Genomic DNA, 15,146 nt, shown 5'->3' on the forward strand with positions numbered 1-15,146 from the left:
CGGGGCTCGAACGGTTCCACAGAGAGGCGCCCCGGTGACCCCACAGGACACGGCGGACCCCCGGGGCGGTACGGCCGATCAGGTGCGGACCGTCTGCTCGTACTGCGGTGTGGGCTGCGGGCTGCTCCTCGACATCGGCGCGGGGCCCGACGGACGCCGTACGGTCCTCAGGGCGACGGGCGACAAGGACCACCCCGCCAACCGGGGGCGGCTCTGCACCAAGGGCGCCACCACCGCCGACCTGCTCGCCGCCCCGGGCCGCCTGGCCACCGCGCTCCTCCGCGAGGAGCGCGGCGCGGCCCCCGTCGCCACGGACACCGACCGGGCCGTCGCGGAGACCGCCCGCCGGCTGCGGGCGATCGTCGACGAGCACGGGCCCGACGCCGTCGCGCTGTACGTCTCCGGCCAGATGAGCCTGGAGGCGCAGTACCTCGCCAACAAGCTGGCCAAGGGCTTCATCGGCACCAACCAGATCGAGTCCAACTCGCGGCTCTGCATGGCGAGCGCCGGCACCGGCTACAAACTGTCCCTCGGTGCCGACGGCCCGCCCGGCTCCTACGACGACCTCGACAAGGCCGACGTCTTCCTCGTCATCGGCTCGAACATGGCCGACTGCCACCCCATCCTGTTCCTCCGCATGATGGAGCGGGTCAAGGCCGGGGCGAAGCTGATCGTCGTCGACCCCCGGCGTACCGCCACCGCCGACAAGGCCGACCTCTTCCTGCGGATCAGGCCCGGCACGGACCTCGCGCTCCTCAACGGACTCCTTCACCTGCTGCACGAGAACGGGCACACGGATCCCGGCTTCATGGCCGCGCACACGGAGGGCTGGGAGGCGATGCCGGCCTTCCTCGCCGACTACCCGCCGGCCGAGGTCGCCCGTATCACCGGCATACCCGAGGACGACATCCGTACCGCCGCCGAGTGGATCGGCACGGCGGCCGAGTGGACCAGCTGCTGGACCATGGGCCTCAACCAGTCCACCCACGGCACCTGGAACACCAACGCCCTGGTCAACCTGCACCTGGCGACCGGCGCGATCTGCCGCCCCGGATCGGGCCCCTTCTCCCTGACCGGCCAGCCCAACGCCATGGGCGGACGCGAGATGGGCTACATGGGACCCGGCCTCCCCGGACAGCGCTCGGTCCTGGTCGCCGAGGACCGGGCCTTCACCGAGGAACTCTGGGACCTGCCGCCCGGCACGCTCCGCGCGGACGGCTCCGGACAGGGCACCGTCGACCTCTTCCGGCGCATGGCGGACGGGGAGATCAAGGCCTGCTGGATCATCTGCACCAACCCGGTCGCCTCGGTCGGCAACCGGGCCACCGTCGTCGAGGGCCTGCGGGCCGCCGAACTCGTCATCACCCAGGACGCGTTCGCCGACACCGAGACCAACGCGTACGCGGACGTCGTCCTGCCCGCCGCCCTCTGGACCGAGACCGAGGGCGTCCTCATCAACAGCGAACGCGGCCTCACCCTCACCCGGCCGGCCGTCGACCCGCCCGGCGAGGCCCTCGCCGACTGGCGGATCATCGCCCGGATCGCCTGCGCGATGGGGTACGAGAAGGCGTTCACGTACGACAGCGCCGAGGAGGTCTTCGAGGAGATCAGGCGCGCGGGGAACCCGAAGACCGGCTACGACCTCGGCGGGGTGTCGTACGAGCGGCTGCGGGACACCCCCGTCCAGTGGCCCGCGGCGGCCGGAGGCCCCGCCCGCAACCCGATCCGGTACGTGACAGGCGACGGCACGGGGCCCGTCTTCCCCACGGCGAGCGGCCGGGCCGTCTTCCATGCCCGGCCGCACATCGACCCCGCCGAGATGCCCGACGACGCCTATCCGTTCCTCCTCAACACCGGGCGTCTGCAACATCAGTGGCACACCCTCACCAAGACGGGGAAGGTCGCCAAGCTCAACAAGCTGAACCCGGCGCCGTTCGTCGAACTGCATCCCGAGGACGCCCTGCGGCTCGGCGTCGCGGAGGGCGACCCCGTGGAGATCGCCTCGCGGCGCGGCAGGGCCGTACTCCCCGCTGTGGTCACCGACCGGGTCGCGCCGGGCGGCTGCTTCGCCCCCTTCCACTGGAACGACCTGTTCGGCGCGGAGCTGTGCGTCAACGCCGTCACCAACGACGCCGTCGATCCCCTCTCCTTCCAGCCCGAGCTCAAGGTGTGCGCGGTGGCCCTGACGAAGTCGGCGGTCCCGGCGGCTCTCGTCCCTGCCTCCGCGGCACCCGCACAGGCCACCCCCCTGACGACCGGGGTGGTCATCCCGAGCGGCGGCCCGACGGCCGGGCACGCCGCCGCCTTCGGGCTCGAACCGGCCCCGCCGCCCGTCCTGACCGCCGAGGAGCGGCAGTACCTCGTCGGCTTCCTCGCCGGCCTGGAGACCGGCGCGCCGGGAGTGCCCGTCCTGCCGTCCGGAGCGCCGTTCCGCGATGATCACGCCCGCTGGGTGAACGGGGTCCTGGCCGGCCTGTACTCCCGCGCGCCCCAGGCCCCCGCGACCGGTGGCATCGGCGCGACCGGCCGCGAGGTCGTCGTGCTGTGGGCCTCGCAGACCGGCAACGCCGAGGACTTCGCCGCCGCCACCGCCGAGCGGCTGCTCTCGGCCGGCCACCGGGCGGCGCTCGCGGGCATGGACGAGACCGACCTCGGGGCGCTGCCGCCCGGGGCCGACCTGCTGCTGATCACCAGTACGTTCGGGGACGGGGACGCCCCCGACAACGGCTCCGGGTTCTGGGACGCGCTCGCCGCGCCCGACACCCCCCGCCTGGACGGGCGCCGCTATGCCGTGCTCGCGCTCGGGGACTCCTCGTACGGCGACTTCTGCGGGCACGGACGGCGTCTCGACCGTCGCCTCGACGAACTCGGGGGCGTCCGGCTCGCTCCCCGTGCCGACTGCGAACCCGACTTCGAGACGTCCGCCCTCGCCTGGCTCGACCAGGTCGTCGCCGGTCTGTCCGACGCGCCACCGGCTTCCGCGGCGGCGCCCACCCCTGTCTCCCCGGCCCCCGTACGGCGCTCCGCGCCCACCGCCACGCCCGCACGGCTCGTCGGGAACCGGTTGCTCAGCCTGCCGGGCGCGGGCAAGGAGGTCCGCCGGTTCACCTTCGACACCAGCGGGACCGGGACGCCGCTCGGCTACGAGAGCGGGGACGCTCTCGGCGTGCGGCCGGTGAACTGCCCGGAGCTCGTGGCCGAGTGGCTGGCCGTCACCGGTCTCGACGCGGGCGCGGATGTCGAACTCCCCGGTCTCGGCCGGGTTCCCTTCGGCGAGGCGCTGCACCGTCACCTCGACATCACCCGGGTCTCCTCCGGCCTCCTCGACTTCGTCACCGAGCAGACCGGCGACCGGGACCTGAAGAGGCTCCTGCGGCCCGACAACAGGGACGGTCTCGCCCAGTGGACCTGGGGCCGGCAGGCCGTGGACGTCGTCGCCGAGCACCCGGTCCGTGCCGCTGCGCAGGAGTGGGCGGACGTCCTGGGCCGGCTCAAGCCGCGCCTGTACTCGATCTCCTCCAGCCCGCTCACCGACCCGCACCTGGTGTCCCTCACCGTCTCCGTCGTCCGCTACGAGAACCGTCATGGCCGTCCCCGCAAGGGCGTCTGCTCGCCGTTCCTCGCCGATGCCGAACCCGGCGCCGAGGTACCGGTGTTCGTTCAGCGCGCCCCGCGGTTCCGGCCCCCGGCGGACCCCACGACGCCGATGGTGATGGTCGGCCCCGGCACGGGCGTGGCGCCCTTCCTCGGCTTCCTCGAAGAGCGCCGGGCGCTCGGCCACCGGGCGCCCAACTGGCTGTTCTTCGGCGAGCAGCACCGCGCCACCGACTTCTACTACGAGGAGGAGTTCACGGCCCTCCTCGCCGACGGCACCCTGGACCGCCTCGACACGGCCTTCTCCCGCGACCAGCGCGCCAAGGTCTACGTACAGGACCGGATGCGGGAGCACGGACCGCAGCTGTGGGCCTGGCTCAGGGACGGTGCGCACTTCTACGTGTGCGGGGACGCGGCCCGGATGGCGAAGGACGTGGACCGGGCGCTGCGCGACGTCGCCGTCGCCCACGGCGGTCTGGACGAGGAGTCGGCGGGCGTGTACGTCAAGCAGCTGGCCGCTGACAGGCGGTACGTCCGGGACGTGTACTGAGCACCACGTGGCCGGGGCCGCGTCACCCGCTTGCCGGTGCTCAGGTTGACGCTAATGTCGATATATGGCCACATGCACGCCCTCGATCCCAGCGGCTCGCGGAGGCGGCGGGACGGGAGCGTACGGAAGGAGCCTCCCATGACCCGTACATTGCGCGGCGCGATAGCCCTGGCCGGAGCGACGGCCCTCTGCCTGGGAGCGGTGGCGACCAGCGGGGCGACCCAGCCGGCGTCGGCGGCTCAGGGCGAGGTGAGGATCGGCCTCCTGCTCCCGGAGAGCAAGACCACGCGGTACGAGAAGTTCGACCGGCCGTACATCGAGGCCAAGATCAAGGAACTGGCCCCGGACGCCCAGATCGACTACTACAACGCCGCCGAAAGCGCCACCACCCAGCAACAGCAGGTGAACACGGCGCTCGCCAAGGGCGACAAGGTCCTCATCCTCGACGCCGTGGACGCGAAGTCGATCCAGTCGTCCGTGGAGAAGGCCCGGGACGCGGGCGTGAAGGTCGTCGCGTACGACCGCCTCGCGCAAGGCCCGGTCGACGCGTACGTCTCGTACGACAACCGCAAGGTGGGTGAGCTGCAGGGCAAGGCGCTCCTCGACGCGCTCGGCGACAAGGCCGGGAGCGGTCAGATCGTGATGCACAACGGCTCGCCGACCGACCCGAACGCGGCCGAGTTCAAGGCCGGGGCGCACTCGGTCCTGGACGGCAAGGTGAAGATCGGCAAGGAGTACGACACGCCGAACTGGGACCCGAACAACGCCAACCAGCAGATGTCCGGTGCCATCAGCGCCCTCGGCAAGGACAAGATCGTCGGTGTCTACTCGGCCAACGACGGACTGGCCGCCGGCATCTCCACCGCCCTCAAGGCCGCGGGCATGAACGTGCCCCTGACCGGCCAGGACGCCCAGCTCGACGCGATCCAGCGGATCCTGCTCGGCACCCAGACGATCACGGTCGAGAAGCCGTACAAGCCGGAGGCCGACATAGCGGCCACGATGGCCGTCAACCTCGCCGAGGGCAAGGAGCTCCCGGCCGACCTGACGCCCACCACCGTCACCAGCGGCAGCGGCGAGAAGGTCCCGGCCAACCTGCTGACGCCGGTCGTGGTCGACAAGACCAACATCAAGGACACCGTCGTGAAGGACGGCCTCTACACGGTCCAGGAGATCTGCACCCCGACGTACGCCGCGGCCTGCAAGGAGGCCGGACTCGAGTAGCCGCGCGGTCTTCCATCCCGGTGGCGAGGAGGCGGTTCCTGTGTCGGAGTCACCCGTACTCACCCTGAGGGGCGTCTCCAAACGGTTCGGCGCGGTCCAGGCGCTCCAGGGGTTCGACCTGGACGTACACCCCGGTGAGGTGGTCGCGCTCGTCGGCGACAACGGCGCCGGCAAGTCCACCGCCGTCAAGGCGATCGCCGGGGTGAACCCGCCCGACGAGGGCGTCATCACGTGGGAGGGCAGGCCGGTCTCCATCAACCGTCCGCACGACGCCCAGAACCTCGGCATCGCCACCGTCTACCAGGACCTGGCCCTGTGCGACAACCTCGACGTGGTCGCCAACCTGTTCCTCGGACGGGAGCTGCGCCGCTTCGGCGTGCTCGACGAGGTCCGCATGGACCAGCGGGCCCACGAGCTCCTCGACACGCTGTCCATCCGCATCCCGAGCGTCCGCATCCCCGTCGCCTCGCTCTCCGGCGGTCAGCGGCAGACGGTGGCCATCGCCCGCTCCCTGATCGGCGCGCCGAAGGTCGTGATCCTGGACGAGCCGACCGCCGCGCTCGGCGTGGAGCAGACCGCGCAGGTCCTCGACCTGGTCGAGCGGCTCCGCGAGCAGGGTCTCGGGACCATCCTGATCAGCCACAACATGGTGGACGTGATGGCGGTCGCCGACCGGATCGCCGTGATGCGGCTCGGCCGGAACAACGGCTTCTTCGACAGGCGCTCCACGACCACCGAGGAGATCATCTCCGCCATCACCGGGGCCACCGACAGCGCCGTCACCCGCCGTCAGGCCCGCAGGCGCGAGGAGGAGGAGCGATGAGCCACGACCCAGGCCGCGCCGACCCTCCGGCCGACCCCGCCGGCACCGGCGGCGGGACGGGCGACGGCAGCACCGGCCAGGAGCCGGCACGGGGCGCCATGCCCGCCGTCGACACCCGCCTCCTCGTCCGCGAGGAGGGCATCAGGGGCTACGTGGGCGAGTTCCGGCGCAAGCTGCGCAGCGGAGAACTCGGATCGCTGCCCGTCGTGCTCGCCGTGATCATCATCTGGACGGTGTTCGGCAGTCTGAACAGCACGTTCCTCTCGGCCCAGAACCTCTCCGACCTCAGCCAGCAGATCGTCGGTACCGGCATGATCGCCGTCGGGATCGTCTTCGTCCTGCTGCTCGGGGAGATCGACCTCTCGGTCGGATCGGTGAGCGGTCTGTGCGCCGCGATCTTCGCCGTCCTCAACGTCCTGAACGGCATGAACGAGTGGCTGGCGCTCCTGGTCGCCATCGCGGGAGGCGCGGTCGTCGGCCTGATCCAGGGGTTCTTCTTCGCGAAGGTCGGCGTCCCTGCGTTCGTGGTCACCCTCGCGGGCAATCTCGCCTGGAACGGCCTGATGCTCCAGGTGCTCGGCACCAGCGGCACGGTCAACATCCCGAGCGAGAGCATCGTCTCCAGGCTCTACTCGACGATCTACCACAGTCCGGCCGCCGCCTACGGGACGGCGGCCGCCGGGGTCGCGCTGTTCCTCGCGGCCTCGCTCCTGGACGCCAGGCGCCGCAGGGCCGCCCGGGTGCCGTCCCGTCCGGTGGCCGAGATCGTGCTGCGTACGGTCGTCATCGCCGCGCTCGCCTTCGCCGCCGCGTACATCCTCAACCAGTACCAGGGGCTGCCGCTCGCGCTCCTGATCTTCCTGATCCTCCTGGTGCTCCTGGACTTCGTGCTGCGGCGCACCACGTACGGCCGGCGGATCTTCGCGGTCGGCGGCAACATCGAGGGCGCGCGACGGGCCGGCATCAGCGTGCCGTTCGTCCGGATGTCCGTCTTCTCGATCGCCGGGACCATGGCGGCGATCGGCGGCATCTTCCTGGCGGGCCAGATCCAGTCCGCGAGCCAGACCTCCGGCGGCGGCAACCTCCTGATGAACGTCATCGCCGCCGCCGTCATCGGCGGCACCAGCCTCTTCGGCGGACGCGGCTCGGTCTGGTCCGCCCTGCTCGGCGCTCTGGTGATCGGCTCCATCCAGTCGGGCATGAACATCATGGGCGTCAGCAACGCCGTCCAGTTCATGATCACGGGCTCGGTGCTGCTGGCCGCCGTCGTCGTCGACTCCCTGTCCCGCCGGAGCCAGAAGGCCGCCGGAAGGGCGTGAGCGGGACCCGGCGCTCAGCCTCCCGAGTCCGGGGAGCCGGGGCCGATCCTCAACTCGAAATCGCCGTCGTACTTCTCGTGGCCCGCGATCACGGCGAGTTCGACGACCTCCACGCCCACCTCGCCCCGGACGATGAGCGGGTCCTTCCGCAGGTCCCGCATCAGCGCCACGCACATGCCGATCATCACCAGGACGAACGGCGCCGCGACCAGGATCGTGAGGTTCTGCAGGCCCGCGAGGGCGTCGCCCTGGCCGTCCCCGATGAGGAGCATGATGGCGGCGACCGCTCCGGTCAGCACGCCCCAGAACACGACGACGGGCCGGGTGGGTTCGAAGGCGCCGCGCTGGGACAGCGTGCCCATGACGATCGAGGCCGCGTCCGCGCCCGACACGAAGAAGATCCCCACGAGGATCATCACCAGGAGGCTCATGGCGCCGGAGATCGGGAACTCCTGGAGCACGGCGAAGAGCTGCCCCTCGGGGGTCGTCTCCCCCGCCAGATCGCCCTGCTCGCTCAGTTTCATCGCCGTGCCGCCGAAGATCGCGAACCACACCAGGCTGACGGTGCTGGGCACCAGGATGACCCCGCCGACGAACTGGCGGATGGTCCGGCCCCGACTGATCCTCGCGATGAACATCCCGACGAAGGGCGTCCACGAGATCCACCAGGCCCAGTAGAAGACGGTCCAGCCGCCGAGCCACTCATGGATGTTCGCGCCGCTGGTCGCCTCGGTACGGCCGGCCAGCTGGGGCAGGTCGCCGATGTACGCGGCGATCGAGGTGGGCAGCAGATCGAGGACGATGATGGTGGGGCCCGCCACGAACACGAAGAGGGCCAGCACCCCGGCCAGCACCATGTTGATGTTCGAGAGCCACTGGATGCCCTTCGCCACACCCGACACGGCGGAGAAGACGAAGGCCACCGTCAGGATCGCGATGATCGCGACGAGCAGCCCGGTGCCGGTCTTCTCCAGCCAGCCCAGTTCCTCGACGCCGCTGCCGATCTGGAGCGCGCCGAGGCCCAGCGAGGCGGCGGAGCCGAACAGCGTGGCGAAGATGGCCAGGATGTCGATGACGCGGCCGGGCCCGCCGTAGGCCCGCCGCTCGCCCATCAGCGGGACGAAGACGGCGCTGATGGTCTGGCGGCGCCGCCTGCGGAACGTGGAGTACGCGATGGCGAGCCCCACGACGGCGTAGATCGCCCACGGGTGAAGCGTCCAGTGGAACAGCGTGGTGGCCATGGCGGTCTGCATCCGCTCCGCCGAGTCGACGGGGTGGGTGCCGGGCGGCGGGGCGCCGTAATGGGCGAGGGGTTCGCTCACGCCGTAGAACATCAGGCCGATGCCCATGCCCGCGCTGAACATCATGGCGATCCACGACACCGTCCGGAACTCCGGGCCCTCGCTCTCCTGGCCGAGGGTGATCCGGCCGTAGCGGCTGACGGCCAGCCAGAGGGCGAAGACGACGAAGCCGGACGCGGCCAGCATGAACGCCCAGCCGCCGTCCCGGATCAGCCCTTCGAGGAGCCTGCTCGACGTGCTCTCCAGGCTCTCCGTGGCCGTGGCGCCCCAGACGACGAAGGCCACGGTGAGGACGGCGGTGACCCCGAACACGATCCGGTCGGTACGGGCGCGGCGGTGCTGGTCGGGGCGGCCGGGCAGGTCGGCCGTCACCACCCGCCCCTCTCTGCCGCCACCCTGCGCGCCGCCCGCCCCGGGGACGTCCGGCCTCTGGTCTTCCTGCAAAAGATGACACCTTTCACGGTGGTACGACCGTCTGAAACCATTTGAAATCGGCTTTTCATGGCACATGTGACGATGTCCTGGTAAGGCAGTACCACAGACAGGGCCGGACTTCGGGGACCAACAGACCTCCACGGCCGGACCGATGCCCTGCGACGGGCCGACGTATCCTCGGCCCCCGGGGCACCCCGAACGCGGGGCGGAAGAGGACGGAAGAGGTCGGCACAGGTGACGGACGGACGCGGGACCGGCTCGACGACCGGGGGCGGAGGCGCCCTGGCGCGCGGCACGAGGAGGTCCGCCGCGGCGGTGCCGGACCCGGACGCGGCCCCGGGCCCGGACCTCCCCCTCGGTACGCGCGCGCGGGAGGCCGTGCTCCAGCGGATCGTCGACCGGCGGTACCCGCAGGGCGCCCGGCTCGTCGAACGGGAGGTCGCCGAGGAGCTCGGCATGTCCCGCGTGCCGGTACGGGAGGCTCTCCGCGCGCTGGTCACCGAGGGGCTGCTCGAACTGCTCCCGCACAGCGGTGTACGGGTGCGCCGCCTCGAACGCGCCGACGTGGAGCATCTCTACGAGGTGTGGGAACCGCTGGCGGTACAGGCCTCCCGGCTCGCGGCGCGGGCGTGCGCGGCGGGCGACTGCCGGGGCGTCGACGCCCTCGAAGCGACGCTCCATCAGGCCGAGTCGGCCGCGGCGGCGGACGAGGCGACCCGTGAGGTGGCGGCGCACACGGCGTTCCACGAGTGCGTCGTGGCCATGTCGGGCAACCCGCTGCTCGCCCGCACCCTGGAACAGCTGAGCTGGCAGCTGCGGCTCGTGTTCGGCCTGCGCGAGGAGCCCGCGCACATGCGGGCGCAGCACGCCGAGATGTACCGGCACATCGCGGCCGGGGACGCGGAGGCCGCCGCGGCGAGCACCCTGCTGCACGTACGGGACAGCAGGGCCGTCGCGCTGCGCTCGCTCTTCGGCGACACCTGAGGCGACTTGGTATACCAAGGTGGTCGACCCACACCTCCCGCCACTGATTTCAGTACGTGGGCGACTTTCTGGGAATCCTTCAATCCGCATCCTTGTTCACTGCATCAAGATTGGTATACAAAACGAGGACGTCGTTGGCACACCCCCGTCCCCTCGAAGGAGACTCCATGCAGCCGTCCGCGTCCTCCCCCGGTGCGCTCTCCCGCCGCACGATGCTGGCCGGTGCCGCCGCGCTGGCCGGTACGACGGCGACGGCGGCCGCGACGGGCGTACCCGCCCAGGCCGCGACCTCAGCCGCCGGGTCCGGGTCCGCCGCCGGAACCGCGTCCGCCGCCGGGTCCGGGGCCGCCGCCGGGTCCGGGGCCGCCGCCGGGTCCGGGGCCGCCGCCGGGTCCGGGGCCGCCGCGCGGCGTCGCGCGCGGACCGTGGTCTTCCGCGACGTGCGTCCGTTCGGCGCGGCGAAGGCCACGGACCTCGTCGTCGTCGACGGTCGGATCTCGGGCGGTCCGGCGCCCCGGGGTGCCGAGGTCGTCGACGGTGACGGCCGGATCGCGCTGCCGTCGCTGGTGGACGCCCACATCCACCCCGACAAGACGACCTGGGGCGGCCCCTGGGTGTCGCGCAGGCCCGCGAGCGGCATCGCCGACTACGTCGCCCAGGACGTGGAGCTGTTCCGCAGCCAGCGCCGGCCCGTCGGCGAGCGCGCGTACGGACTGATGTCCCACGCCGTCTCCCGGGGCACCCGGGCGATGCGCGCCCACGCCGACGTGGCGCCCGCCTACGGCCTGGCCGGGGTGGAGGGCGTGGCCGAGGCCCGTGAGCGGCTGCGCCACGCGCTCGACGTGCAGATCGTCGCCTTTCCCCAGCACGGCGTCATCCGCACACCGGGTACGGCGGAGCTGCTGGAGGAGGCGGCGCGCGAGGGCCTCATCGACATGATCGGCGGCATCGACCCGATCGGCTTCGACCAGGCGCTCGACGAGCAGCTGGACATCGTCTTCGGCATCGCGGACCGCCACGGTGTCGGTGTGGACATCCATCTGCACGACCGGGGCGAGAAGGGCATGCGGGCCATGCGTGGCATCGTCGACCGTACGCGTGCGCTCTCCCTCGCCGGGAAGGTCACGGTCAGCCATGTCTTCTGCCTGCCGGGCCTGGCGGACCGTGAACTCGGTTCCATCGCAGCGGATCTGGGGGACCAGGACATCGCCCTCACGACGGTCGCGCCGTCCGACTCCCTGGTCCTGCCGATCGCCCGGCTGCGCGAGCACGGGGTGCGGGTCGGGCTCGGCTCGGACGGCGTGCGCGACTCCTGGAGCCCGTTCGGCAACGCCGACATGATGCACCGCGCGCACATCCTCGGGTGGGTGCGGGACGTGCGCCTGGACGAGGAGCTGACGGACTGTTACGACGTGGCCGCCCACGGGGGTTCGGACGTGATGGGCCTGGCGCGCGCCGACTTCACCGCCGGCGCCCCGGCCGACTTCGTCCTCGTACGGGGCGAATGCCTGCCGCAGGTGGTGGTGGACATGCCTCGCCGGGACCTGGTGGTGCACGGGGGCGCGGTGGTGGCCAGGGACGGCGAGTTCCTCGACTGACCGACCCTGACCGTACAGACCCTGACCGCCCGTCATCCCCCTCAAGGTTCGCCGACGACCGGCCGGGCACCCCTCTCGGGTGCCCGGCCCGCCATCTCTAGAGGTACGGCCGCGTGATCAGCTCGAACGCGTGGCCGGCGGGGTCCTTGAAGTAGACCCCGCGCCCGCCGTGCTCGGTGTTGGTCTCGCCGGGGCGCCGCATCTGCGGGTCGGCCCAGTGCTCGACGCCCTTGTCACGGAGCCGCCCGTACGCGCGGTCGAACAGCTCCTCGTCGACGAGGAACGCGTAGTGCTGCATCTGGATCTCGACCGGGGGTTCGGCGAACTGGATCAGCACGCCGTCGGCGAGCTGGACGTTGACGAAGGGGCCCCAGGACGGCGCCTCGGGGAGTTCCAGCAACTCCCGGAAGAACCTCGCCGATTCGTGGCGGTCCTTGGCGGCGATGATGGTGTGGTTGAACGTGACTGCCATGTGGATAACCTCGCTCTGTTGATTCGACACGGGAGTGGACTCGCAGTGCTCGAGCACTGGGGAGGTCCGCGCGCCGAACCGCGGGGGTGCCGCGTGGGCACCCGCCGAGCGGTCAGTCGTCCACCGGATGGCCCGTCTGTGTGTGGCGTCGAGTCGCCGGTCCGGTGTTCACGTCGAAGGACAGTACGTGATCAAGAGCCGGACGGCAAGGGGGGTGGGAGCGCTCCCTTCCGCCTCCGCCGCCACCTCGGGAAGTCCCTGCGCGAAGTATTGCCACGCCCCTGGGGCCACCCTATTGTCCCGGGCAGAAAGCGCTTTCCATCCGTCTGCGGTCGGCCTTAACGAGGGCTGCCCACGGGCGGTTTCTTCTGGACTGAACGGCACTGACCGGCACTGACCGGCAATCCCCACCCCCCCCATCGTTCGAAGACAAGAAGGACGGCGAGCATGAAGCGACCAGTCGCATTCCGACTCCACGCGGCAGCGGCAGCCATGGCCCTGGCGGCCGGGACCGGCGTGGTCCTGTCGATGCCCCAGGCATCGGCGGCGACCGGCGGCGCCACCGGTTACGCGACACAGAACGGCGGGACCACCGGCGGCGCGGGCGGCCAGACCGTACGGGCCACCACCGGAACCCAGATCCACGCGGCCCTGTGCGGACGCGCCACCAGCAGCACTCCCCTCATCATCCAGGTCGAGGGGACCGTCAACCACGCCAACACCGCCAAGGTGTCGGGCACCAGCTGCAACACCGCCGACGGCGTGATCGAGCTCAAGCAGATCAGCAACATCACCCTCGTCGGAGTCGGCGCCGGCGCCGTCTTCGACCAACTCGGCATCCACATACGCGAGTCCAGCAACATCATCATCCAGAACGTCACCGTCAAGAACGTCAAGAAGTCGGGCTCGCCCGTCTCCAACGGCGGCGACGCCATCGGCATGGAGAGCGGCGTCCGCAACGTCTGGGTCGACCACGTCACCCTGGAGGCGTCGGGCGGCGAATCGGAGGGCTACGACGGCCTCTTCGACATGAAGGACGACACCAAGTACGTGACGCTGTCCTACAGCATCCTGCGCAACTCCGGCCGTGGCGGCCTCGTCGGCTCCAGCGAGACCGAGCTCTCGAACGGCTTCATCACGTACCACCACAACCTGTACGACAACATCGACTCCCGCGCACCGCTGCTGCGCGGCGGCATCGCCCACATGTACAACAACCACTACCGGAAGATCAACGAGTCCGGCATCAACTCCCGTGCGGGGGCCCGCGCCAAGGTCGACAACAACTACTTCGAGGACTCCAAGGACGTCCTCGGCACCTTCTACACGACCGCGGCCGGCTACTGGCAGGTCGGCGGCAACGTCTTCGACAACGTGACCTGGTCCGCGCGCACCTCCGACAACAACCCGGCGGGGCCGAACCCGCAGTCCAACACCACGGTCTCCATCCCGTACGCCTTCACCCTCGACTCCGCGAGCTGCGTGCCGGATGTCATCGCCCGGACGGCGGGCGCCGCCAAGGGACTTCTGGTGTCGGACGGCAGCTGCACGCCGCAGACGCCCAGCCCCACGCCGACGCAGACGACCCCGACCCCCACCCCGACGCAGACCACCCCGACCCCGGGTCCCACCACGCCCACCCCCGGACCGACGCAGCCGGGCGGGACGAACCTCAGCATCGGCGCGGGTTCCGACGGTTCGAGCAAGGCCGACGGGACGAGCTACGGCAACGTCCGGGACGGCAACCTGAGCACCTACTGGTCGCCGGCCGGTACGACCGGATCGGTGTCGATCAAGTGGGGCTCCGCCACCACCGTCTCCTCCCTCGCGATCCGTGAGGCGGCGGGGGCGACGGGCGCCATCGGGTCCTGGAAGGTCCTCAACGGCGACACCGGGGCCGTGCTGACGTCGGGCAGCGGTGCCGGCGTCATCACCATCCCCCGCACCACCCTCCAGAAGCTCACGTTCCAGATCGTCAGCTCGTCCGGCACCCCCCGGGTCGCCGAGTTCGAGACCTACGCCGGATAGCTCCGGCAGCCCCGGTCCGGTTCCGGCTCCCCTCGGGGCCGGGACCGGACCGTCGCCGTTCACACGCGCGTACCGCCGGTTCAGCTCACGAACTCGCGGTCGCCGTAGCGCACCTGCGCTTCCTCCCAGTCGGCGCCCAGTGCCACCGTGAACCTCCGCGCCAGCGGCAGGTCAGCGAGCGGGGCGACGAGAACGAGCCTGCCGTCGAGGGTCACCGAGCCGCCGCCGAGCTTCTCGCGGGCCTCGGGGTCGGCGACGAGCGCCTCGCGGAGGCCACTCGCCTCCACTCCGGGCACCTCGATCTCGACCGCGTCGGTCTCCGGTGACGTGCGGGGCAGACAGCGGAAGGTGAGCACGGCCTCCTGGCCGTACTCCTTGGCGATCACGCCCGCGATGTGGTGGAGCCCGTCGCGGCCCACTCTGTCGACGTCGAACGCGCGCGACCGCTCGTACGTGGCCTGGCGCAGGTCGGCGGACCAGAAGACGCCGTCGAGGAGGGTGGAGGCAGCCGGCCGGGCACCGTGGGCGCGGATGATCGCGCGTACCTCGTGGTCGAACCGGGTCAGGCGGGTCTCGAGACGGGGGTCGTCCGGGTCGGTGATGACCGAGGTGTTGTCGGTCGCGAAGATCTCCGCCGCCGGGCAGCCGGGATCGGGCGGGCTCGCGTGGGTGCTCTGGGCGCCCGTGATCGCGAGCAGGAGGGCGGTGACGCCGGCGGCGAGGAGCCGACGCGGCCGGGGACTGGTGTCGTGGTTCACGGAACGATCAACGAGCCCGGCCGGTGATCGTCGCGTGCGCCACCGGGACATGCCTGCCCG

The 15,146-nt window shown here is 71.3% G+C and carries 10 protein-coding genes; 7 read left to right on the top strand and 3 right to left on the bottom strand.

Going from position 1 to position 15,146, the window contains the following annotated elements; all coding sequences use genetic code 11:
- Positions 1-82: 82 nt before the first annotated feature.
- The 4 genes from ACIA8N_RS22890 to ACIA8N_RS22905 all read left to right on the top strand — a co-directional run bounded on the left by ACIA8N_RS22890 (position 83) and on the right by ACIA8N_RS22905 (position 7,510).
- Positions 83-4,144, top strand: coding sequence for a bifunctional nitrate reductase/sulfite reductase flavoprotein subunit alpha (locus ACIA8N_RS22890; protein WP_365779219.1), 4,062 nt, complete (start codon positions 83-85; stop codon positions 4,142-4,144).
- Positions 4,145-4,282: 138 nt separating this feature from the next.
- Positions 4,283-5,368, top strand: coding sequence for a substrate-binding domain-containing protein (locus ACIA8N_RS22895; RefSeq protein ID WP_365779068.1), 1,086 nt, complete (start codon positions 4,283-4,285; stop codon positions 5,366-5,368).
- A gap of 40 nt (positions 5,369-5,408) precedes the next feature.
- The gene (locus ACIA8N_RS22900; RefSeq protein WP_365779070.1) at positions 5,409-6,191 is read left to right on the top strand and encodes an ATP-binding cassette domain-containing protein; all 783 of its coding nucleotides are present in this window, start codon (positions 5,409-5,411) and stop codon (positions 6,189-6,191) included.
- Positions 6,188-7,510: a sugar ABC transporter permease gene (locus ACIA8N_RS22905; RefSeq protein WP_399416762.1), complete on the top strand. Its 1,323-nt coding sequence runs from the start codon at positions 6,188-6,190 to the stop codon at positions 7,508-7,510. Before ACIA8N_RS22900 ends, ACIA8N_RS22905 begins: the two co-directional genes overlap by 4 nt.
- 14 nt (positions 7,511-7,524) lie before the next feature.
- Here ACIA8N_RS22905 and ACIA8N_RS22910 read toward each other — a convergent pair whose 3' ends face one another.
- Positions 7,525-9,255 (bottom strand): BCCT family transporter, encoded by a 1,731-nt coding sequence (locus ACIA8N_RS22910; protein ID WP_399416763.1) that lies wholly within the window; start codon positions 9,253-9,255, stop codon positions 7,525-7,527.
- 225 nt (positions 9,256-9,480) lie between these two features.
- Here ACIA8N_RS22910 and ACIA8N_RS22915 point away from each other — a divergent pair, with 225 nt between their 5' ends.
- Positions 9,481-10,230 (top strand): GntR family transcriptional regulator, encoded by a 750-nt coding sequence (locus ACIA8N_RS22915; protein WP_399416765.1) that lies wholly within the window; start codon positions 9,481-9,483, stop codon positions 10,228-10,230.
- 167 nt (positions 10,231-10,397) lie between these two features.
- A complete protein-coding gene (locus ACIA8N_RS22920) occupies positions 10,398-11,828 on the top strand; it encodes an amidohydrolase family protein (protein WP_399416766.1) in 1,431 nt (476 codons plus the stop codon).
- 97 nt (positions 11,829-11,925) lie between these two features.
- Here ACIA8N_RS22920 and ACIA8N_RS22925 read toward each other — a convergent pair whose 3' ends face one another.
- The gene (locus ACIA8N_RS22925; protein WP_365779074.1) at positions 11,926-12,300 is read right to left on the bottom strand and encodes a VOC family protein; all 375 of its coding nucleotides are present in this window, start codon (positions 12,298-12,300) and stop codon (positions 11,926-11,928) included.
- Positions 12,301-12,747: 447 nt separating this feature from the next.
- Here ACIA8N_RS22925 and ACIA8N_RS22930 point away from each other — a divergent pair, with 447 nt between their 5' ends.
- On the top strand, positions 12,748-14,328 hold the full coding sequence (locus ACIA8N_RS22930) for a pectate lyase (protein ID WP_365779076.1): 1,581 nt from the start codon (positions 12,748-12,750) through the stop codon (positions 14,326-14,328).
- 80 nt (positions 14,329-14,408) lie between these two features.
- On the opposite strand, the gene ACIA8N_RS22935 is transcribed toward ACIA8N_RS22930, so the two are convergent.
- The gene (locus ACIA8N_RS22935) at positions 14,409-15,086 is read right to left on the bottom strand and encodes a hypothetical protein (RefSeq protein WP_365779078.1); all 678 of its coding nucleotides are present in this window, start codon (positions 15,084-15,086) and stop codon (positions 14,409-14,411) included.
- Positions 15,087-15,146: the final 60 nt, after the last annotated feature.

The sequence above is a fragment of the Streptomyces sp. NPDC051822 genome (assembly GCF_044452745.1).
Taxonomy (GTDB): domain Bacteria; phylum Actinomycetota; class Actinomycetes; order Streptomycetales; family Streptomycetaceae; genus Streptomyces.

Excerpts from the sequence above, each read along its gene's own strand:
- ACIA8N_RS22905 (WP_399416762.1), top strand. The coding sequence starts at position 6,188 with ATGAGCCACGACCCAGGCCGCGCCGACCCTCCGGCCGACCCCGCCGGC.
- ACIA8N_RS22895 (WP_365779068.1), top strand. The coding sequence starts at position 4,283 with ATGACCCGTACATTGCGCGGCGCGATAGCCCTGGCCGGAGCGACGGCC.
- ACIA8N_RS22920 (WP_399416766.1), top strand. The coding sequence starts at position 10,398 with ATGCAGCCGTCCGCGTCCTCCCCCGGTGCGCTCTCCCGCCGCACGATG.
- ACIA8N_RS22930 (WP_365779076.1), top strand. The coding sequence starts at position 12,748 with ATGAAGCGACCAGTCGCATTCCGACTCCACGCGGCAGCGGCAGCCATG.
- ACIA8N_RS22925 (WP_365779074.1), bottom strand. The coding sequence starts at position 12,300 with ATGGCAGTCACGTTCAACCACACCATCATCGCCGCCAAGGACCGCCAC.